At 50.9% G+C, this 13290-nt stretch carries 15 protein-coding genes; 1 reads left to right on the forward strand and 14 read right to left on the reverse strand.

The genetic code is table 11. The annotated features are described in order from the left end of the window. From obgE to KQI64_RS01510, 11 genes are all read right to left on the reverse strand, one after another. Positions 1 to 887 (reverse strand): GTPase ObgE (gene obgE / locus KQI64_RS01460; RefSeq protein WP_216523003.1); only part of this gene is annotated, 887 nt, incomplete at its 3' end. A 62-nt stretch (positions 888 to 949) separates the two neighbouring features. Further along, on the reverse strand, positions 950 to 1234 hold the full coding sequence (gene rpmA, locus KQI64_RS01465) for a 50S ribosomal protein L27 (protein ID WP_216523004.1): 285 nt from the start codon (positions 1232 to 1234) through the stop codon (positions 950 to 952). A 4-nt stretch (positions 1235 to 1238) separates the two neighbouring features. Continuing rightward, positions 1239 to 1556, reverse strand: a complete 318-nt coding sequence (locus KQI64_RS01470) for a ribosomal-processing cysteine protease Prp (protein WP_216523005.1) — start codon at positions 1554 to 1556, stop codon at positions 1239 to 1241. Continuing rightward, the gene (gene rplU, locus KQI64_RS01475; RefSeq protein WP_216523006.1) at positions 1556 to 1864 is read right to left on the reverse strand and encodes a 50S ribosomal protein L21; all 309 of its coding nucleotides are present in this window, start codon (positions 1862 to 1864) and stop codon (positions 1556 to 1558) included. The genes KQI64_RS01470 and rplU overlap by 1 nt, the downstream gene beginning before the upstream one ends. 137 nt (positions 1865 to 2001) lie before the next feature. Then, positions 2002 to 2856, reverse strand: coding sequence for a bifunctional methylenetetrahydrofolate dehydrogenase/methenyltetrahydrofolate cyclohydrolase FolD (gene folD / locus KQI64_RS01480; RefSeq protein WP_216523007.1), 855 nt, complete (start codon positions 2854 to 2856; stop codon positions 2002 to 2004). Continuing rightward, positions 2789 to 3667 carry a prolipoprotein diacylglyceryl transferase gene (lgt, locus tag KQI64_RS01485; protein WP_216523008.1) on the reverse strand — a complete coding sequence of 293 codons (879 nt, stop codon included), beginning with the start codon at positions 3665 to 3667 and terminating at the stop codon, positions 2789 to 2791. Before lgt ends, folD begins: the two co-directional genes overlap by 68 nt. A 1-nt stretch (position 3668) precedes the next feature. Then, complete coding sequence (yfmH, locus tag KQI64_RS01490) at positions 3669 to 4946, reverse strand: EF-P 5-aminopentanol modification-associated protein YfmH (protein ID WP_216523009.1); 1278 nt, start codon at positions 4944 to 4946, stop codon at positions 3669 to 3671. After that, on the reverse strand, positions 4943 to 6220 hold the full coding sequence (yfmF, locus tag KQI64_RS01495; RefSeq protein ID WP_216523010.1) for an EF-P 5-aminopentanol modification-associated protein YfmF: 1278 nt from the start codon (positions 6218 to 6220) through the stop codon (positions 4943 to 4945). Before yfmF ends, yfmH begins: the two co-directional genes overlap by 4 nt. Positions 6221 to 6337: 117 nt before the next feature. Then, positions 6338 to 7066 (reverse strand): CpsB/CapC family capsule biosynthesis tyrosine phosphatase, encoded by a 729-nt coding sequence (locus tag KQI64_RS01500; protein ID WP_216523011.1) that lies wholly within the window; start codon positions 7064 to 7066, stop codon positions 6338 to 6340. 12 nt (positions 7067 to 7078) lie between these two features. Beyond that, positions 7079 to 8137, reverse strand: a complete 1059-nt coding sequence (leuB, locus tag KQI64_RS01505) for a 3-isopropylmalate dehydrogenase (RefSeq protein ID WP_216523012.1) — start codon at positions 8135 to 8137, stop codon at positions 7079 to 7081. A gap of 30 nt (positions 8138 to 8167) precedes the next feature. After that, entirely contained in the window at positions 8168 to 8794 is a 627-nt protein-coding gene (locus KQI64_RS01510) for a histidine phosphatase family protein (RefSeq protein WP_216523013.1), read from the reverse strand. A 126-nt stretch (positions 8795 to 8920) separates the two neighbouring features. Here KQI64_RS01510 and KQI64_RS01515 point away from each other — a divergent pair, with 126 nt between their 5' ends. Next, positions 8921 to 9586, forward strand: coding sequence for a helix-turn-helix domain-containing protein (locus KQI64_RS01515; RefSeq protein WP_216523014.1), 666 nt, complete (start codon positions 8921 to 8923; stop codon positions 9584 to 9586). A gap of 130 nt (positions 9587 to 9716) precedes the next feature. On the opposite strand, the gene KQI64_RS01520 is transcribed toward KQI64_RS01515, so the two are convergent. Genes KQI64_RS01520 through KQI64_RS01530 form a run of 3 tightly spaced genes read right to left on the reverse strand, consistent with a single transcriptional unit; the run spans position 9717 to position 13088 of the window. Next, positions 9717 to 11660, reverse strand: a complete 1944-nt coding sequence (locus tag KQI64_RS01520) for a carbohydrate-binding domain-containing protein (RefSeq protein WP_216523015.1) — start codon at positions 11658 to 11660, stop codon at positions 9717 to 9719. A gap of 38 nt (positions 11661 to 11698) precedes the next feature. Continuing rightward, positions 11699 to 12376 (reverse strand): DUF4956 domain-containing protein, encoded by a 678-nt coding sequence (locus tag KQI64_RS01525; RefSeq protein ID WP_216523016.1) that lies wholly within the window; start codon positions 12374 to 12376, stop codon positions 11699 to 11701. Further along, positions 12369 to 13088, reverse strand: coding sequence for a polyphosphate polymerase domain-containing protein (locus tag KQI64_RS01530; RefSeq protein WP_253289146.1), 720 nt, complete (start codon positions 13086 to 13088; stop codon positions 12369 to 12371). The genes KQI64_RS01525 and KQI64_RS01530 overlap by 8 nt, the downstream gene beginning before the upstream one ends. Between the last annotated feature and the right edge of the window lie 202 nt (positions 13089 to 13290).

Genomic DNA, 13290 nt, shown 5'->3' on the forward strand with positions numbered 1-13290 from the left:
TGCTTGAACTCCTCGATCTGCTCGTCGGTTGCCATGTCGCACTTGTTGCCCGCAACGATCATCGGGCGCTGAGCAAGCTCGGGATTGAACTTCTCAAGCTCGGAATTGATTGTTTTGAAATCCTCGATAGGATCTCTGCCCTCACTGCCGGAAACATCTACGATATGAACGAGCATACGGCAGCGCTCGACGTGGCGCAGGAACTGATGACCGAGTCCCGTGCCCTGCCACGCGCCCTCGATAAGACCGGGAATATCAGCCATTACAAAGCTCGATCCCTCGCCCATCGAAACAACGCCGAGGACGGGAGTTATCGTTGTAAAATGATAGTTGCCTATTTCGGGCTTTGCCTGTGAAACGACAGATATCAAGGTGCTCTTTCCGACGTTCGGAAAACCGACAAGACCGACGTCCGCAAGCAGCTTGAGCTCGAGCACGACGTCGAATTCCTCTCCGGGCAGACCGGGCTTTGCGAAGCGCGGAACCTGACGGACAGGCGTCGCGAAATGCGGATTGCCCCAGCCGCCCTTTCCGCCCTTAGCGACGATATGCGGCTCGTTGTCGGAGATATCAGCCAAAATGCGGTTCGTGCTCTCCTCCCTGACGAGAGTGCCCATAGGCACACGGATAATCAGATCCTCGGCGTTCTTGCCGCGGCACCGTCCGCCTCTGCCGTTCTCGCCGCGCGGCGCGGTGTACTTGCGCTTGTAGCGGAAATCGGCAAGCGTACTGAGATTTGTGTCGGCAAGAAAAACGATATCGCCGCCTTTGCCGCCGTCGCCTCCGTCGGGACCGCCCGCAGCAACGTATTTTTCACGGTGAAACGCGACCGCTCCGTCGCCGCCGTCGCCCGCCTTGATTTTGATATGAGCTTTATCTACAAACATATTTTACCTCAAAAAATAAGCTCTCTCAAAATGCGCTTTTGAGAGAGCCGAGTAAGCTGCTATTACTGCTCAACAGGGTAAACGCTGGCGCGCTTTCTGTCCTTGCCGACGCGCTCGAATCTGAGAACGCCGTCAATCTTCGCAAACAGTGTATCGTCAGAGCCCTTGCCTACGTTGGCGCCGGGATGAATGTGGGTACCTCTCTGCTTTACGAGAATGTTGCCCGCGAGAACCTTCTGTCCGTCAGCGCGCTTTACACCGAGACGCTTGGACTCACTGTCACGTCCGTTCTTTGTAGAACCCATTCCCTTTTTGTGAGCGAATAACTGAATGTTTATCTTAAGCATTACCTTACACCTCCGAAATTTTAACTTTAATATAATCTTTGTTTTGCTCCGAAAGAGCGTTCAGGTGGAGCAGGAAGCCGTTGAGTATGATCTCAGCCGCTTTCGCGTCCTCCGGCGACAGACTGAGCTTCATCAATCCGTCATTTTCGGTAATATCAGCTTCTAAAAACTGAACATCGGTAATAGTGTTCACCGTCATATACGCCGCAGAGCTTACCGCCGCGCAGATGATATCTCTGCCCTGTTCGGAATAATCCGAATGACCCGATATCTCAAATCCGACGATCACCTTATCCGTTACCGTGAAGATCGCTTCAATCATTATGCCTCGATGGAAGTGATCTTGACCTGTGTGTAAGGCTGTCTGTGACCCTTAGCTCTCTTCTCGCCCTTCTTAGGCTTGTAGGTGGCCACTCTGATTTTCTTGCCCTTACCGTTCTTAAGAACCTCTGCGGTAACCTTTGCGCCCTCTACGAAGGGAGTGCCGACCTTAACGCCGTCGTCTGTGCCGACCGCTACTACGTCGAAGGTTACGGTGTCGTTTGCCTCGGCTTCAAGCTTCTCAATAAAGATTACCTCATCGTTGGTAACCTTGTACTGCTTGCCGCCTGTCTGAATTACTGCGTACATAGTTTCAATCCTTTACAATGGGCTCGCTACCTGTGGGTGCGTTATGTCTTGCGGGATAAGCGCACTTATACCCTACCCACAATATGCGGCTTATATACTATACCACAAAACAAGATGCATGTCAAGCGTGAAGTGAATTATTTTATATTATTCTGGAGCTTGCAGGCTTTGAGTGTATTTTTCATCAGGGTTGAGATAGTCATCGGACCTACTCCGCCGGGTACGGGTGTGATGAAGGAGCATTTTTCCTTGACGTTTTCAAAATCCACATCGCCGCAGAGCTTGCCGTTTTCGTCCCTGTCCATGCCGACGTCGATTACGACCGCGCCTTCCTTGACCATATCAGCCTTGACAAACTTCGGGATTCCTACTGCCGCGACAAGAATATCCGCGCGTCTGCAAACCTCAGCGAGATTTTTGGTGCGGCTGTGGCAGATCGTTACCGTGCCGTTCTCGTGGAGCAAAAGCATACCCATAGGCTTGCCGACGATGTTGCTCCTGCCGATCACGACGCACTCCTTTCCCTCGACAGTTATGTCATAGGAATGGAGCATTTCCATAACTCCCGCAGGTGTGCAGGGCAGAAAATCGTACTCTCCGAGCATGATTTTTCCTACGTTAACAGCGTGGAAGGCGTCGACGTCCTTTTTGGGGTCGATCGCCTCGATAACAGCCTTGTCGTCGAGATGCTTCGGCAGCGGAAGCTGTACGAGGATTCCGTTGATATCTTCTTTTTTATTGAGGGTATTTACAAGCTCGAGCAGCTCCTCCTGAGTGGTTTCCGCCGGCAGAGCGTACTCCTCGGACTTGAAGCCTACAACCTCGCAGGCTTTTTTCTTGTTGTTGACATACACTCTGGAGGCGGGATCGTCGCCGACGATCACAACCGCTAAGCCCGGGGTAATGTTATATTCGTTTTTCAGCTCAAGCGTCTGCTGTCTGACTCTTTCCTTTACCTCTGCCGATACCTTTTTGCCGTCTATAATCTGCATAGAATGGTTCCTCCTTGTGTCTGTTGATAATCAAAATTACGATTCCTGTTACAAATATCGCGAATGAAAGCACCTGCGATACCCTGATATCCATTCCGAAGATCGGGAAAGGCAGGTAAAGGCTGTCGGTTCGCAGTCCTTCAACGAACATGCGCTCAAAGCCGTACCACACGAGGTACATGAAGAATATATGTCCTGCGTAGCGCTGACGGTACTTGCTGTAAAGGTGCAGAAGCAGCGCGCCGAGCAGGCACCAGAGCGATTCGTAGAGAAAGCAGGGATGAACGGGCTGATTGAGAGTGCCCTCGCTCATCATCGCCCACGGAAGGTTGGTAACTGTGCCGTAAGCCTCCTGATTGAAGAAGTTGCCCCAGCGGCCCAGTCCCTGACCTATCAGAAAGCCGATCATCACAACGTCGAGAATGGGCAGAAATCTCATTTTCTGGACTTTCGCGACTACGAGTCCGCCGGCAAGCGCGCCGATGATACCGCCGTATATCGCCAAGCCGCCCTCGTGGATATAGAAAATTTCGATCGGGTGCGTGAAATAATAATCCCACTTAAAAATGCAGAAGTACAGTCTCGCGCCGATAATACCGGTGACAAGACCGACAAAGACGCAGTTCATCAGCTTGCTGAAATTGAGCTGAAAACGCGGAGCGGTCTTGTATGCGTAGAGAATTGCAAGCATAAGACCGGTCGCGATAATAAGTCCGTACCAGTAGACCTTGAACGAACCCAAAGCTATCGCCACACGGTTGATGTCAAACTCCCATCCGAGGTTTGGGAACTGAACGTGAAAACTCTCCATTTTACACCTCCGCTTCGGCGCTCTTTACCACCGAAAGGGTGCAGTTGCAGACGTCGAGCATTTCGGACAGCCTCTCGCTTATCTCCTCAAAGGTGGTGTCGGCGACCGCGTCTATATATTTGAAAAGCTCGTTGCCGCTGAAATGATAGCTCATAATAGTATTTGAAATCGAGCTGACGGAATTGAGCGAGGATACTATGTCGCCGTAAACTGACTTGCGGGCGATGTCAAAATCCTCTCTGTCAAGTCCCTCTGCTTTGACCTTTGAGATATACTGCTTGATCATCTCCGCAGCCTGTCCGGGAGCTCTCGACTCGCCGCCGAAGATAACGGCGCAGTACCCGGGCCCCTCAAACAGCTCGTAGCTGAATGTGTTGTTGATGAGGTTGTTGTCCATCAGCTCGCGGTAAAGCCTGCTCGTCGGTGAAGCGAGCATTGAGAGCAAAATATCCGTCTGGGCGAGCTTCTTTTCGTCGAGCGCTTCGGGCTTTTCCTTGAAGCCGAGATTGAAGGTAGGCATTAACACAGGAAAGCTCTGTTCAACATAGGGATTGACGATTTCGTATGGCTCGTCCTCGAAGTAATTTGTGATCTCATGCTTTTCGCAGGGCTTGAGCATCTTGTCGCAAATATCCATGACCTGCTCCACGGTAACGTTTCCCGAAACGCAGAGTGCCATATTGTGCAGGTTATAAAACGCGTTGTAGCAGTCGTAAAGCTTTTCGGCGGTGATTTCCGCGATGCTCTCCACAGTTCCCGCGATGTCTATTTTTACAGGGTGGGTGTGGTACATATTCTCAAGCATATTGAACATTACGCGCCAGTCCGGTGAATCGTCGTACATCTTGATTTCCTGACCGATGATGCCCTGTTCCTTCTGAACGGTCTGCGGAGTGAAATATGGGTCGCGGACAAAGTCGAGAAGTATCTCAAGGCTCTCGTCAAAACGGTCGGTGCAGGAGAACAGATAGCAGGTCTTTTCAAAGCTTGTATAAGCGTTTGCGCTCGCTCCTGTTTCGGCATAGCGAGTAAAGGCGTCGCCTTCCTCGCTCTCAAAAAGCTTATGCTCGAGGTAGTGAGCGATTCCGTCGGGTACCTTTATTTTCTCGCCGCCGTCAACGGAGAAACAATTGTTTATGCTGCCGTAATTGGTTCCGATGATAGCATAGGCAGACTTGTAGCCCTCCTTGGGATAAACATAAACCGTCAGACCCGAGCTGTGCTGTATTTTATAGTAGCTGTCGCCCGCTCTTGCGGACTTGATTTCCGTCATGTTCATGCTGTCACCTCCTGATTTGTCAGTACATATACCGTGTCAAGCTGCAGCTTGTTGGCAGCCGCGACGATTTCTTCCCTTGTGACCGCGTTTATCTTCTCGCATGCCTCCTCAATCGACTTGAAGCCGTCCTGCAAGAGCTGTGAGGAGTACCACGCTTCTATGCCGCTGACGGTATCGTTGGAGGACTGGTACACGTTTATCATCGCCATTTTTGTTGAGTCGATTTCAAAGTCGGAGATAACTCCGTTTTTCATATCTTCGATTTCCTTGAGTATACCCTGCTCGAGCTTTTCGATGTTCTCGGTTTCCACTCCGCTGTCAATAACAACAATGCCCTTGTGCTTGTCGTAACGAGCCGCGCAGTAGTAACACAGGCTCTGCTTTTCGCGGACGTTGCAGAACAGCTTCGAGGTCGCAGTTCCTCCGAGAACCGCGCACATAAGTGCGGTAGCAGTGATCTCCTTCTCGGGAACGGCGACTCCGGCGCGGAAGCCCATGACGAGCTTTGCCTGTGAGACATCCACGGTTTCGGTCTCGCGCTTCACCTCGCCCGCTTGACGTATTACCTCGGTGTGAAGCTTCGCGGGGTTGCGGTTCATCTTTGCAAAGGTCTCGGTAAACACCTTAACAGCCTTGTCTGGCGCGCTGTCACCGATATACATGATCTCGATCACAGCGGTTCTGAGCAGGTTCTGCCATACGAGGTAAAGCGACTGAGCCGTCGCCGACTTTATTTTTTCCACGGTGCCGTAACGCTTTACGCCGAATACCTCGTCTGAGCACATGATCTCAATCATACGGTCGTTTGCGTATATGCGCTTCTCGTTGTACTCGGAATCTATCACGTCGAGGAGCTGTCTGCGCTCCTGTTCTACCTCCTCGGAAACAAAGGCGCTGTCCTTTACGTTCGGTTCAAAAATCACGCCGCATAAAAGCGCCGAAAGCTCGGCGGCAACGCTGTCGCCGTCCAGGGCGTAGCGGTCGTCAAGTCCCGAAGCGGACACGGAAATGACCTGGTTCTCGCCTACCTTTGTTGTCGACACGCTCAGCTCGGCTCCGTAAAGAGAGCTGAGCTTGCGGCTGAGTGCGGTAAAATCGGGATATGCCTTGCAGGAACGCGAGAGAACACCCGCGAGCAGGGCGTTTTCCGAGGCAGTTTCGGCGCTCAGAGGCACAAAAAGATTAGCGGAAAGCTTCATCGTTTTAAAACGGCTGTCTCTGACGCTGTTAAAATAAACTCCTTCGGCTATATTCAGTCTGTTAATGGAACTCATCTTATCAACTCCAATTTTTTATTTATAGATTAGTATACCATATTTTTATCGCTAATAAAAGGTTTTTTCCAAAAAAATACACCGACAGGCAATAATGTCTGTCGGTGGAAAAATATATCAGCTTCCGTTAACGGCGCTGCTGAAAATCATCTCTGAGTTTTTCATTAACCGCGCAAGAACGTCCTCGCCGCATTTATCTGAAATTGTTTTCAGAGCCTCAGTGTAATCCTCCGGGGTATTGTGGGTGAACGAATGCGCATCCGAACCCAGAATATCGATATAACCCTTGGATATATACTTCAACAGCTTGCGTTTTCTGAAAAACGGAGCCTTTGAAACGTAGTTTTTGATATTTGTCTGAATAAAAATACCCATATCCTGCAACTCTTCGATAGCACCGGGATTGTCGATCAGATAATCATAACGCTCGACATGAGGAATAACAGGGATCAGTCCGTGATTGTGCATCAACGCTTCAAGATGCTGCATCGTGCGGTCGGTAAAAGTGGAGTTGTAGCCGAATTCGGTCAGTATGTACTTTGACTTGCCGTAGGTAAGTCCGGACAAATCATCGCTGTTAAAGAGATAATGCGTCACATACACCTCTGTGCCGAGAACTATATTGACGTCCGCGGGTATTTCGGGCTTGAAGCGCTCAAACGCCTCCTGACGTGAAAAGAGAAAATCTTCAACACTCATCTCGTGCGTATAAAAATGAGGGGTCAGACAAATATTGCGTACTCCCTGCTTTTTCAGGCAATCAATCAGAGCAAGACTGTCCTCAACGGTTTTGGCTCCGTCATCAAAGGCAGGCAGAATATGCGAATGCATATCATAAAGCTGCATAAAACGTCTCCTTTACAGCTGCGCGCAGACAAGGTCTCCCATCTCTTCGCAGCTTACCTTGTTAAATCCTTCTTCGTAAATGTCGGGAGTACGGCTGGTTTCGAGAACCTTTGCCACAGCCGCCTCAATTGCCTGAGCAGCCTCAGGCTGTGCGAGAGAATAGCGGAGCATCATCGCTACAGACAGGATCGTCGCAAGAGGATTCGCGATACCCTTGCCGGCAATGTCGGGAGCAGAGCCGTGGATAGGCTCGTACAGACCAAGCTTGCCGCCGGAAAGACTTGCCGACGCGAGCATGCCGATCGAGCCGGCGATCATCGAAGCCTCGTCGGAGAGAATGTCGCCGAAGATATTTGAGGTGACGATCACGTCAAACTGCTTGGGATTGCGGACAAGCTGCATTGCGCAGTTGTCAACATACATATGGTTGAGCTCAACCTCGGGATAGTCCTTTGAAACATTGATTACGGTCTGTCTCCAAAGACGCGAGGACTCGAGGACGTTTGCCTTGTCTACACTGGTGAGCTTTTTGTTTCTCTTCATAGCCATATCGAATGCGACTCTTGCAATACGCTCTACCTCGGCTACGGAATACTTTTCGGTATCCCACGCGGAGCTGTCGTCTCTGCCGCGCTCGCCGAAGTAAATGCCGCCCGTGAGCTCGCGGACGATCATGATATCCATGTTGTCGCCGATTATCTCGTCCTTGATAGGAGATGCGCTCTTGAGAGGTCCAAAGATAACGGAGGGACGGAGATTCGCGAAAAGTCCGAGAGCGCCGCGGATTCCGAGAAGTCCTGCCTCAGGACGGTTATTGCCGGGCTGGTTGTCCCACTTGGAACCTCCTACAGCACCCAAAATTACGGAATCGGAAGCCTTGCACTTGGCTACGGTTTCCTCGGGAAGCGGAACGCCGGTTGCGTCAATCGCACAGCCGCCGAGCAAAGCCTCGTCGTACTCAACGGTGAAGCTGAATTTCTCCGCCGCCTTGTCAAGCACCTTGACAGCCTGATTTACGATTTCGGGGCCGATTCCGTCGCCCTTCAATAATGTGATTTTATAATTCTGCATATTAAAAAACTCCTTTTGGTTATAATCTGATTATTCTTCGTCCTCGATCACGGGAACGCGGCTGAAAACCTCGGCGACCTTGTCGCGCTGCCATAGCATCGGGGTTATGCGTATTGAATAACCGCAGCCGTTGTCCATCGTCCACTCAAAGGGCTTCGCCTGGGGCAGTCCGTAAACCGCGAGCAGAGTCATGATAACGCCGCCGTGAGTAACGATAACGCTGTCGGTCGTGCCGGTTTTCATCAGGCCCTCGACAATGCTCTCAAACATCCTGCATATACGGCGGATAAAATCGGCGTTGCTCTCACCATGAGGCGGCGCCGCCTCGCTGTCGCCGGCAAGCCACTTCTCAAAATCGGGGTCGTCCCTTAATTCCTCGGCGGTCTTGCCCTCCCATTCGCCGAAATTGCATTCGCGAAGATTGGCGATCGAAAGCGGACTGAGCTCGGGATAAAGAATCTGACAGGTTTCGGTGCAGCGCTTCAGCGGACTTGTGAACACTACCTTTGTATACGGATAGCGGCACTCACGCTCAAGCCTTCGCAGCTCTTCCCTGCCCTTGTCCGAGAGCGGTACGTCGGTGGAGCCGATATACTTACCCGAGAGGGTCTCGTCAACCGCGCCGTGGCGGATAAAGTGGATAACATAGGATTTCATATTATTCTCCCGTGCAGCGTAAAAAATATTTACAAATCGTCAATTATAGGTTATACTATATGTATAAACACAGTGACAATCTATAACTAGTTTATTATACTATCAAATGAAACGGAGTGTCAAGACTTGAACAGCGATTTTCCGAGAATTATCACATTTTTGCGCAAAGAACGCGGGCTTAGCCAAAAGCAGGTCGCGTCTGATCTGGGTATTTCACAGGCTCTGCTCTCGCATTACGAGAAGGGAATCCGCGAGTGCGGGCTGGATTTTCTGGTAAAAACCGCGGAGTATTACGATGTTTCGACCGACTACCTGCTCGGGCGGACAGTTCAGCGCAAGCCTGCCTCCGTCAGCGCCGACGACTTTCCCGACGCGGATGAGATCGGACACATGAAGGGCAATATGATAAATCAGGTCAATAAAAAGCTGATCACTAACACCGCGGCGGTTATTTTCGACCTGCTCGCCCAGCTCGGCGAAAAGCGCCTCACAAACGCCGTGAGCAACTACCTGATGTGCGCTGAATACCAGGTTTTCCGCACGATCTACTGCGCCGACAAGAGCAATACACAGACCATGTTTTCGCTTGACAGGAACCGCTATAAAAATCTGACCTCGGCTTCCATGCTCCTCGACCTCGAGCTGATCGACGCGGTGATCGAGCGCAACAAGCTCTCGCTGGCGCTCTCGCCCGACATCATTTCAAGCTACTTTGACAAGGGCGCTTCATCGTTGTTTAACCTGATACAGTTTTCCGAGAGGAACGTGCGAAAGACCGTAAGCTCGAATTAGTGAACATGCCGTCCGATATACGGGCGGCAGTTCTTTTTTAAAGGGATGAACCGGGCTGCCGAAACGACAACCCGGTTCAAGGAGATGTTTATGAAAAATAAGTCGTTAGCATAATTCTTTTTCAGAAATATCAAAACTGCGGTCTTTGCTGATTATTTCCGTTTGGAGGCTGCATGCCGTTTGGGTTATCTCCGTTCGGAGGCTGCATATCTCCTCCGCGCATTCCGCCCATTCCGCCGCCCATACGGCTGCCGCCGTTTGTGTAGCTCTCGGAATCCATTGTGATTTCCGCCGCAGCCGAACCGCCGCTTATCTTGCCGCTGTCCGCAAAGCCGTTGCTGTCAGCTCCATCGACAGTGCCGCCGACGATGATCTTATAGCTCTCACCCTTCCTGATCGAAGGTGTGGAAACAACAACGTTGTTAAACTGCTTGGTTGAATTTATCGATGCGAGGACGTTGCCTTCGCTGTCGGTAAGAGCAACGGATGTATCAGCCGCCTGAGAGTCTATATCGGTCATGATCGAGCACTGTCCGTTCGCTGTCAGCGATTCAGCCATGCCGCTGCTGCCGATCGCGATGATTGTGCCGCCCGTTACCTCGCAGGAGGAACCTGAGTCGAGCGCGCCGTTTCCGTCGTTTGACGGGCCGTTTACGAGAATCGTTCCGCCGCATATCTTGAGAACGCCGTTGGAATCGAGTCCGTCGCCGTCCGCGTCAACGTAGACATATCCGCCGTTGATTGTGAGAACCTTGCTCGAATCGGAGTCGAACATGCCCTGGCGCTCTGTACCGTTGTTGCCGCCCGCGGCGTTGAAGCCGTCATCGGAGGACTTGACGGAAATCTTGCCGTCGTTTACGGTGATCTCGCCGCTCTCTATGCCTTCATAGCTCTTGGTGATATCAATAGTGCCGCTGTTTACGGTCAGAGTCGTGTCGGAGTGGAGTCCGTCGTCGCCGGAGCTGATTCTTAGCTCACCGCCGTCGACTGAGAGTGAATTATTCGAATGAAGCGCGTCGTCCGAGGAATTGATATCTATTGTGCTGCCGTTTATCTTGATCGCGTCAGCCGCTTTAAGACCCTTGGCGCTGTCGGTATCGGTCGAATCGGAATTTGACGAGAACATATTCATTCTTCCGCCGCGCATGAAGTTTTCTTCCGTGTGAGTTTTTCCGCTGTCAGAGCCGCCGCCCGTTGTGATATTCAGCTCGCCGCCGTCAACTCTGAGGAGTGAGCTTGCCTGAACCGCGTCGTTTTCTGATTTAAGCGTTAGCTTGCCGCTCTGAATATATACAAAGCCCTTTGTCGCCGTATCCTCAGTATTGGTGGAACGGATCGCGTCGCTGCCCGCTTCCACGGTGAGGTCGGTATCCTTGATCTTCAGGCTGTCCTTACCTTCAACGCCTGTCGAAGCAGACTTTACACTCACTGTGCCGCCCGCTAATACGAGGTCGTCTTTGCTGATGATTCCGTGTTTGTAATTGCCGTTTACAGTCAGCTTTCCGCTGCCGTTGATGCTCAGATCCTCCTTGCTGAAAATCGCCGCGTCAACGTTTGTTTCGCCCACTGTTTCACTGTAGCTGCCTGAGTCGGAAACAGCGTTCTCTGTACCGTCGGCAAGTGTGATGAACACCTTGTCGGCGCTCTTGACGACGAACGGAGAGCCGCTTGAGCTGAGGTCTATCCCTTTGAACACGACCTGAACCTTGGCGTTTTCGTCCGCATCAATAACGATTTTGCCGTCCTTGCAGCTGCCGGATACGATATATGTTCCCTCGGCTTTGATTGTTACGGTCGTTCCGCTGACCTCAGCCGAGCCCGTTGAGGACTCAGCCGAGGTATCGGTGAAGGTTATCTTTGCAGCGGCGCTTTCATCGTAGGAGGAATCTGCGTCGCGTTTTGAAAAGCTGAGGTCGTATTCTCCGTCCTTGATATCGTCGGAAGCCGCCGCGTTCTGATCTGCGTTCGCTTCCGCGACTGTTGCTTGTGAAGCATTACCGCCCTGAGTATTGCAGGCGGTGAATGACGCTATGAGCATTGCGCCGATGATCGCGCAAAATAGTCTTTTTTTCATCTTGGATCTCCTGATTTCATAAACATCTAAAAATATTTTTACAGCCTTGCTTCCTCGATTGCGGGCATCATGACCGCGATTTCAAGGTTGCCGTTGCGGCAGCGGAGCTCGTCGATAAACTTCTGAACGTCGTCCTCGTGAACCAGCTCAATGCGGTAGATCAGCTTGTAAAGGCTGCCCATGTTTGAGGTCTTGACGGAAAGGAGCTTCGCATTGTGGGTGTATTCCTCAAAGAGGTCGTCAAACTCGTGAGCGTAGTTGAGATCCTCGGGAACTGTGATTTTAAGGTCGCGTACAAGGTCGTCCTTCTCTTTGATGTGTACAACGGAGGCGATCACCATTACTATGCAGATAATCACTACGAAGCAAATTGCCAGTCCGATGTAGCCCATAGCGGTCGCGAGACCGGTTGCCATTGCGAGGAAAATACTTACGATCTCCTTCGCGGAACCCGCAACGCTTCTGAATCTTACGAGTGAGAACGCGCCCATTACCGCTACGCCTGTGCCTACGCTGCCGTTGACTAGCATTATTACCGTCTGGACGATCGCCGGGATAAGGAACAGCGCCAGCAAGAAGCTCTTGCTCTGCTTTGCCTTAAAGCTTGCGGTGAAGGCGATTAATGCTCCGAGCACCAGAGAAACCGCCGTGCATATGAGGTAGATGTCGGGTGTAAATGTTTCTGAATAAATAGCTGAAAAAATCTGATTAAGCACAGTTGGTTCCTCCCATCATTTGATTTCTTTCTGTGACGATTCTGTAGGCTGTTCCGTATTTCGAGAACGAGCCGGGGAATATTTTGAGTTCATTGAGCGCTGATGTCAGCCATAACGGCATGGTGTTGAGCGATTTGATTTCCATTATGCAAAGGTTAGGCTGCAAAATCTTTTCACCGTAGCTTCCCTTGGCGAGGTCAAGGTTCTCGGTGCGGAAGCGGACGTTTTTGTCAAATGTAATTCTGAGCTCATGGTCGGTCTTGCTGTAAAACGCCGTTCTGTCGTAACCGATGAACATTCTCGGTCTGAGGTTGCGGTAGCGGTTCATCGTGTAGTCGATCTCACGCATGATCTGCGACTCGTTGGGCATCTCGTCGTTAAGAAAATATGCCATCGCGTCGGAATATTTAAGGGTCTGCCTTCTCTTGTACACGACGCCTCTGAACTTTTTCTTGAGCTCGAGAAAAACATTGCTGTCGCGCTTCGGTGTGGAGTAGCTGCGGAGCCTGAGCTTTTCCTTGTAAACCGGCTTATCCATGGAATTTCGGATAAGGAGAAAATCATCGGTGTCGAAATAAAGGCTGCATACCGTGCTCTCGCCGTACTCGTCGGGCTTGATGTAGGAGCTGATGAGCCTCAGAAGCTCCTCGCGCTGCTTGAGCGTGATGATATATTTAATCTCTGTTCTTTCAAAGATAGTCTGAACTTTCATGATGTTTGCCTCCCTTTTGTTTAGCTTGACTAAAGGATAACCCCCGAACCTTAAAAAACACTTAAATGTTTTAAGTTTTTTATTTGTAACTATTCAGCACCCCACCCCAAAAACCTGATTGGTCTGACCTGATAAAACCATCTTAACCGCGTGATAAGAATCAAACCCGTTTTTGCGGGCGGTGCTGATGAATGACATTAAA

This window comes from Lachnoclostridium sp. MSJ-17 (assembly GCF_018918205.1).
Taxonomy (GTDB): domain Bacteria; phylum Bacillota; class Clostridia; order Oscillospirales; family Acutalibacteraceae; genus Ruminococcoides.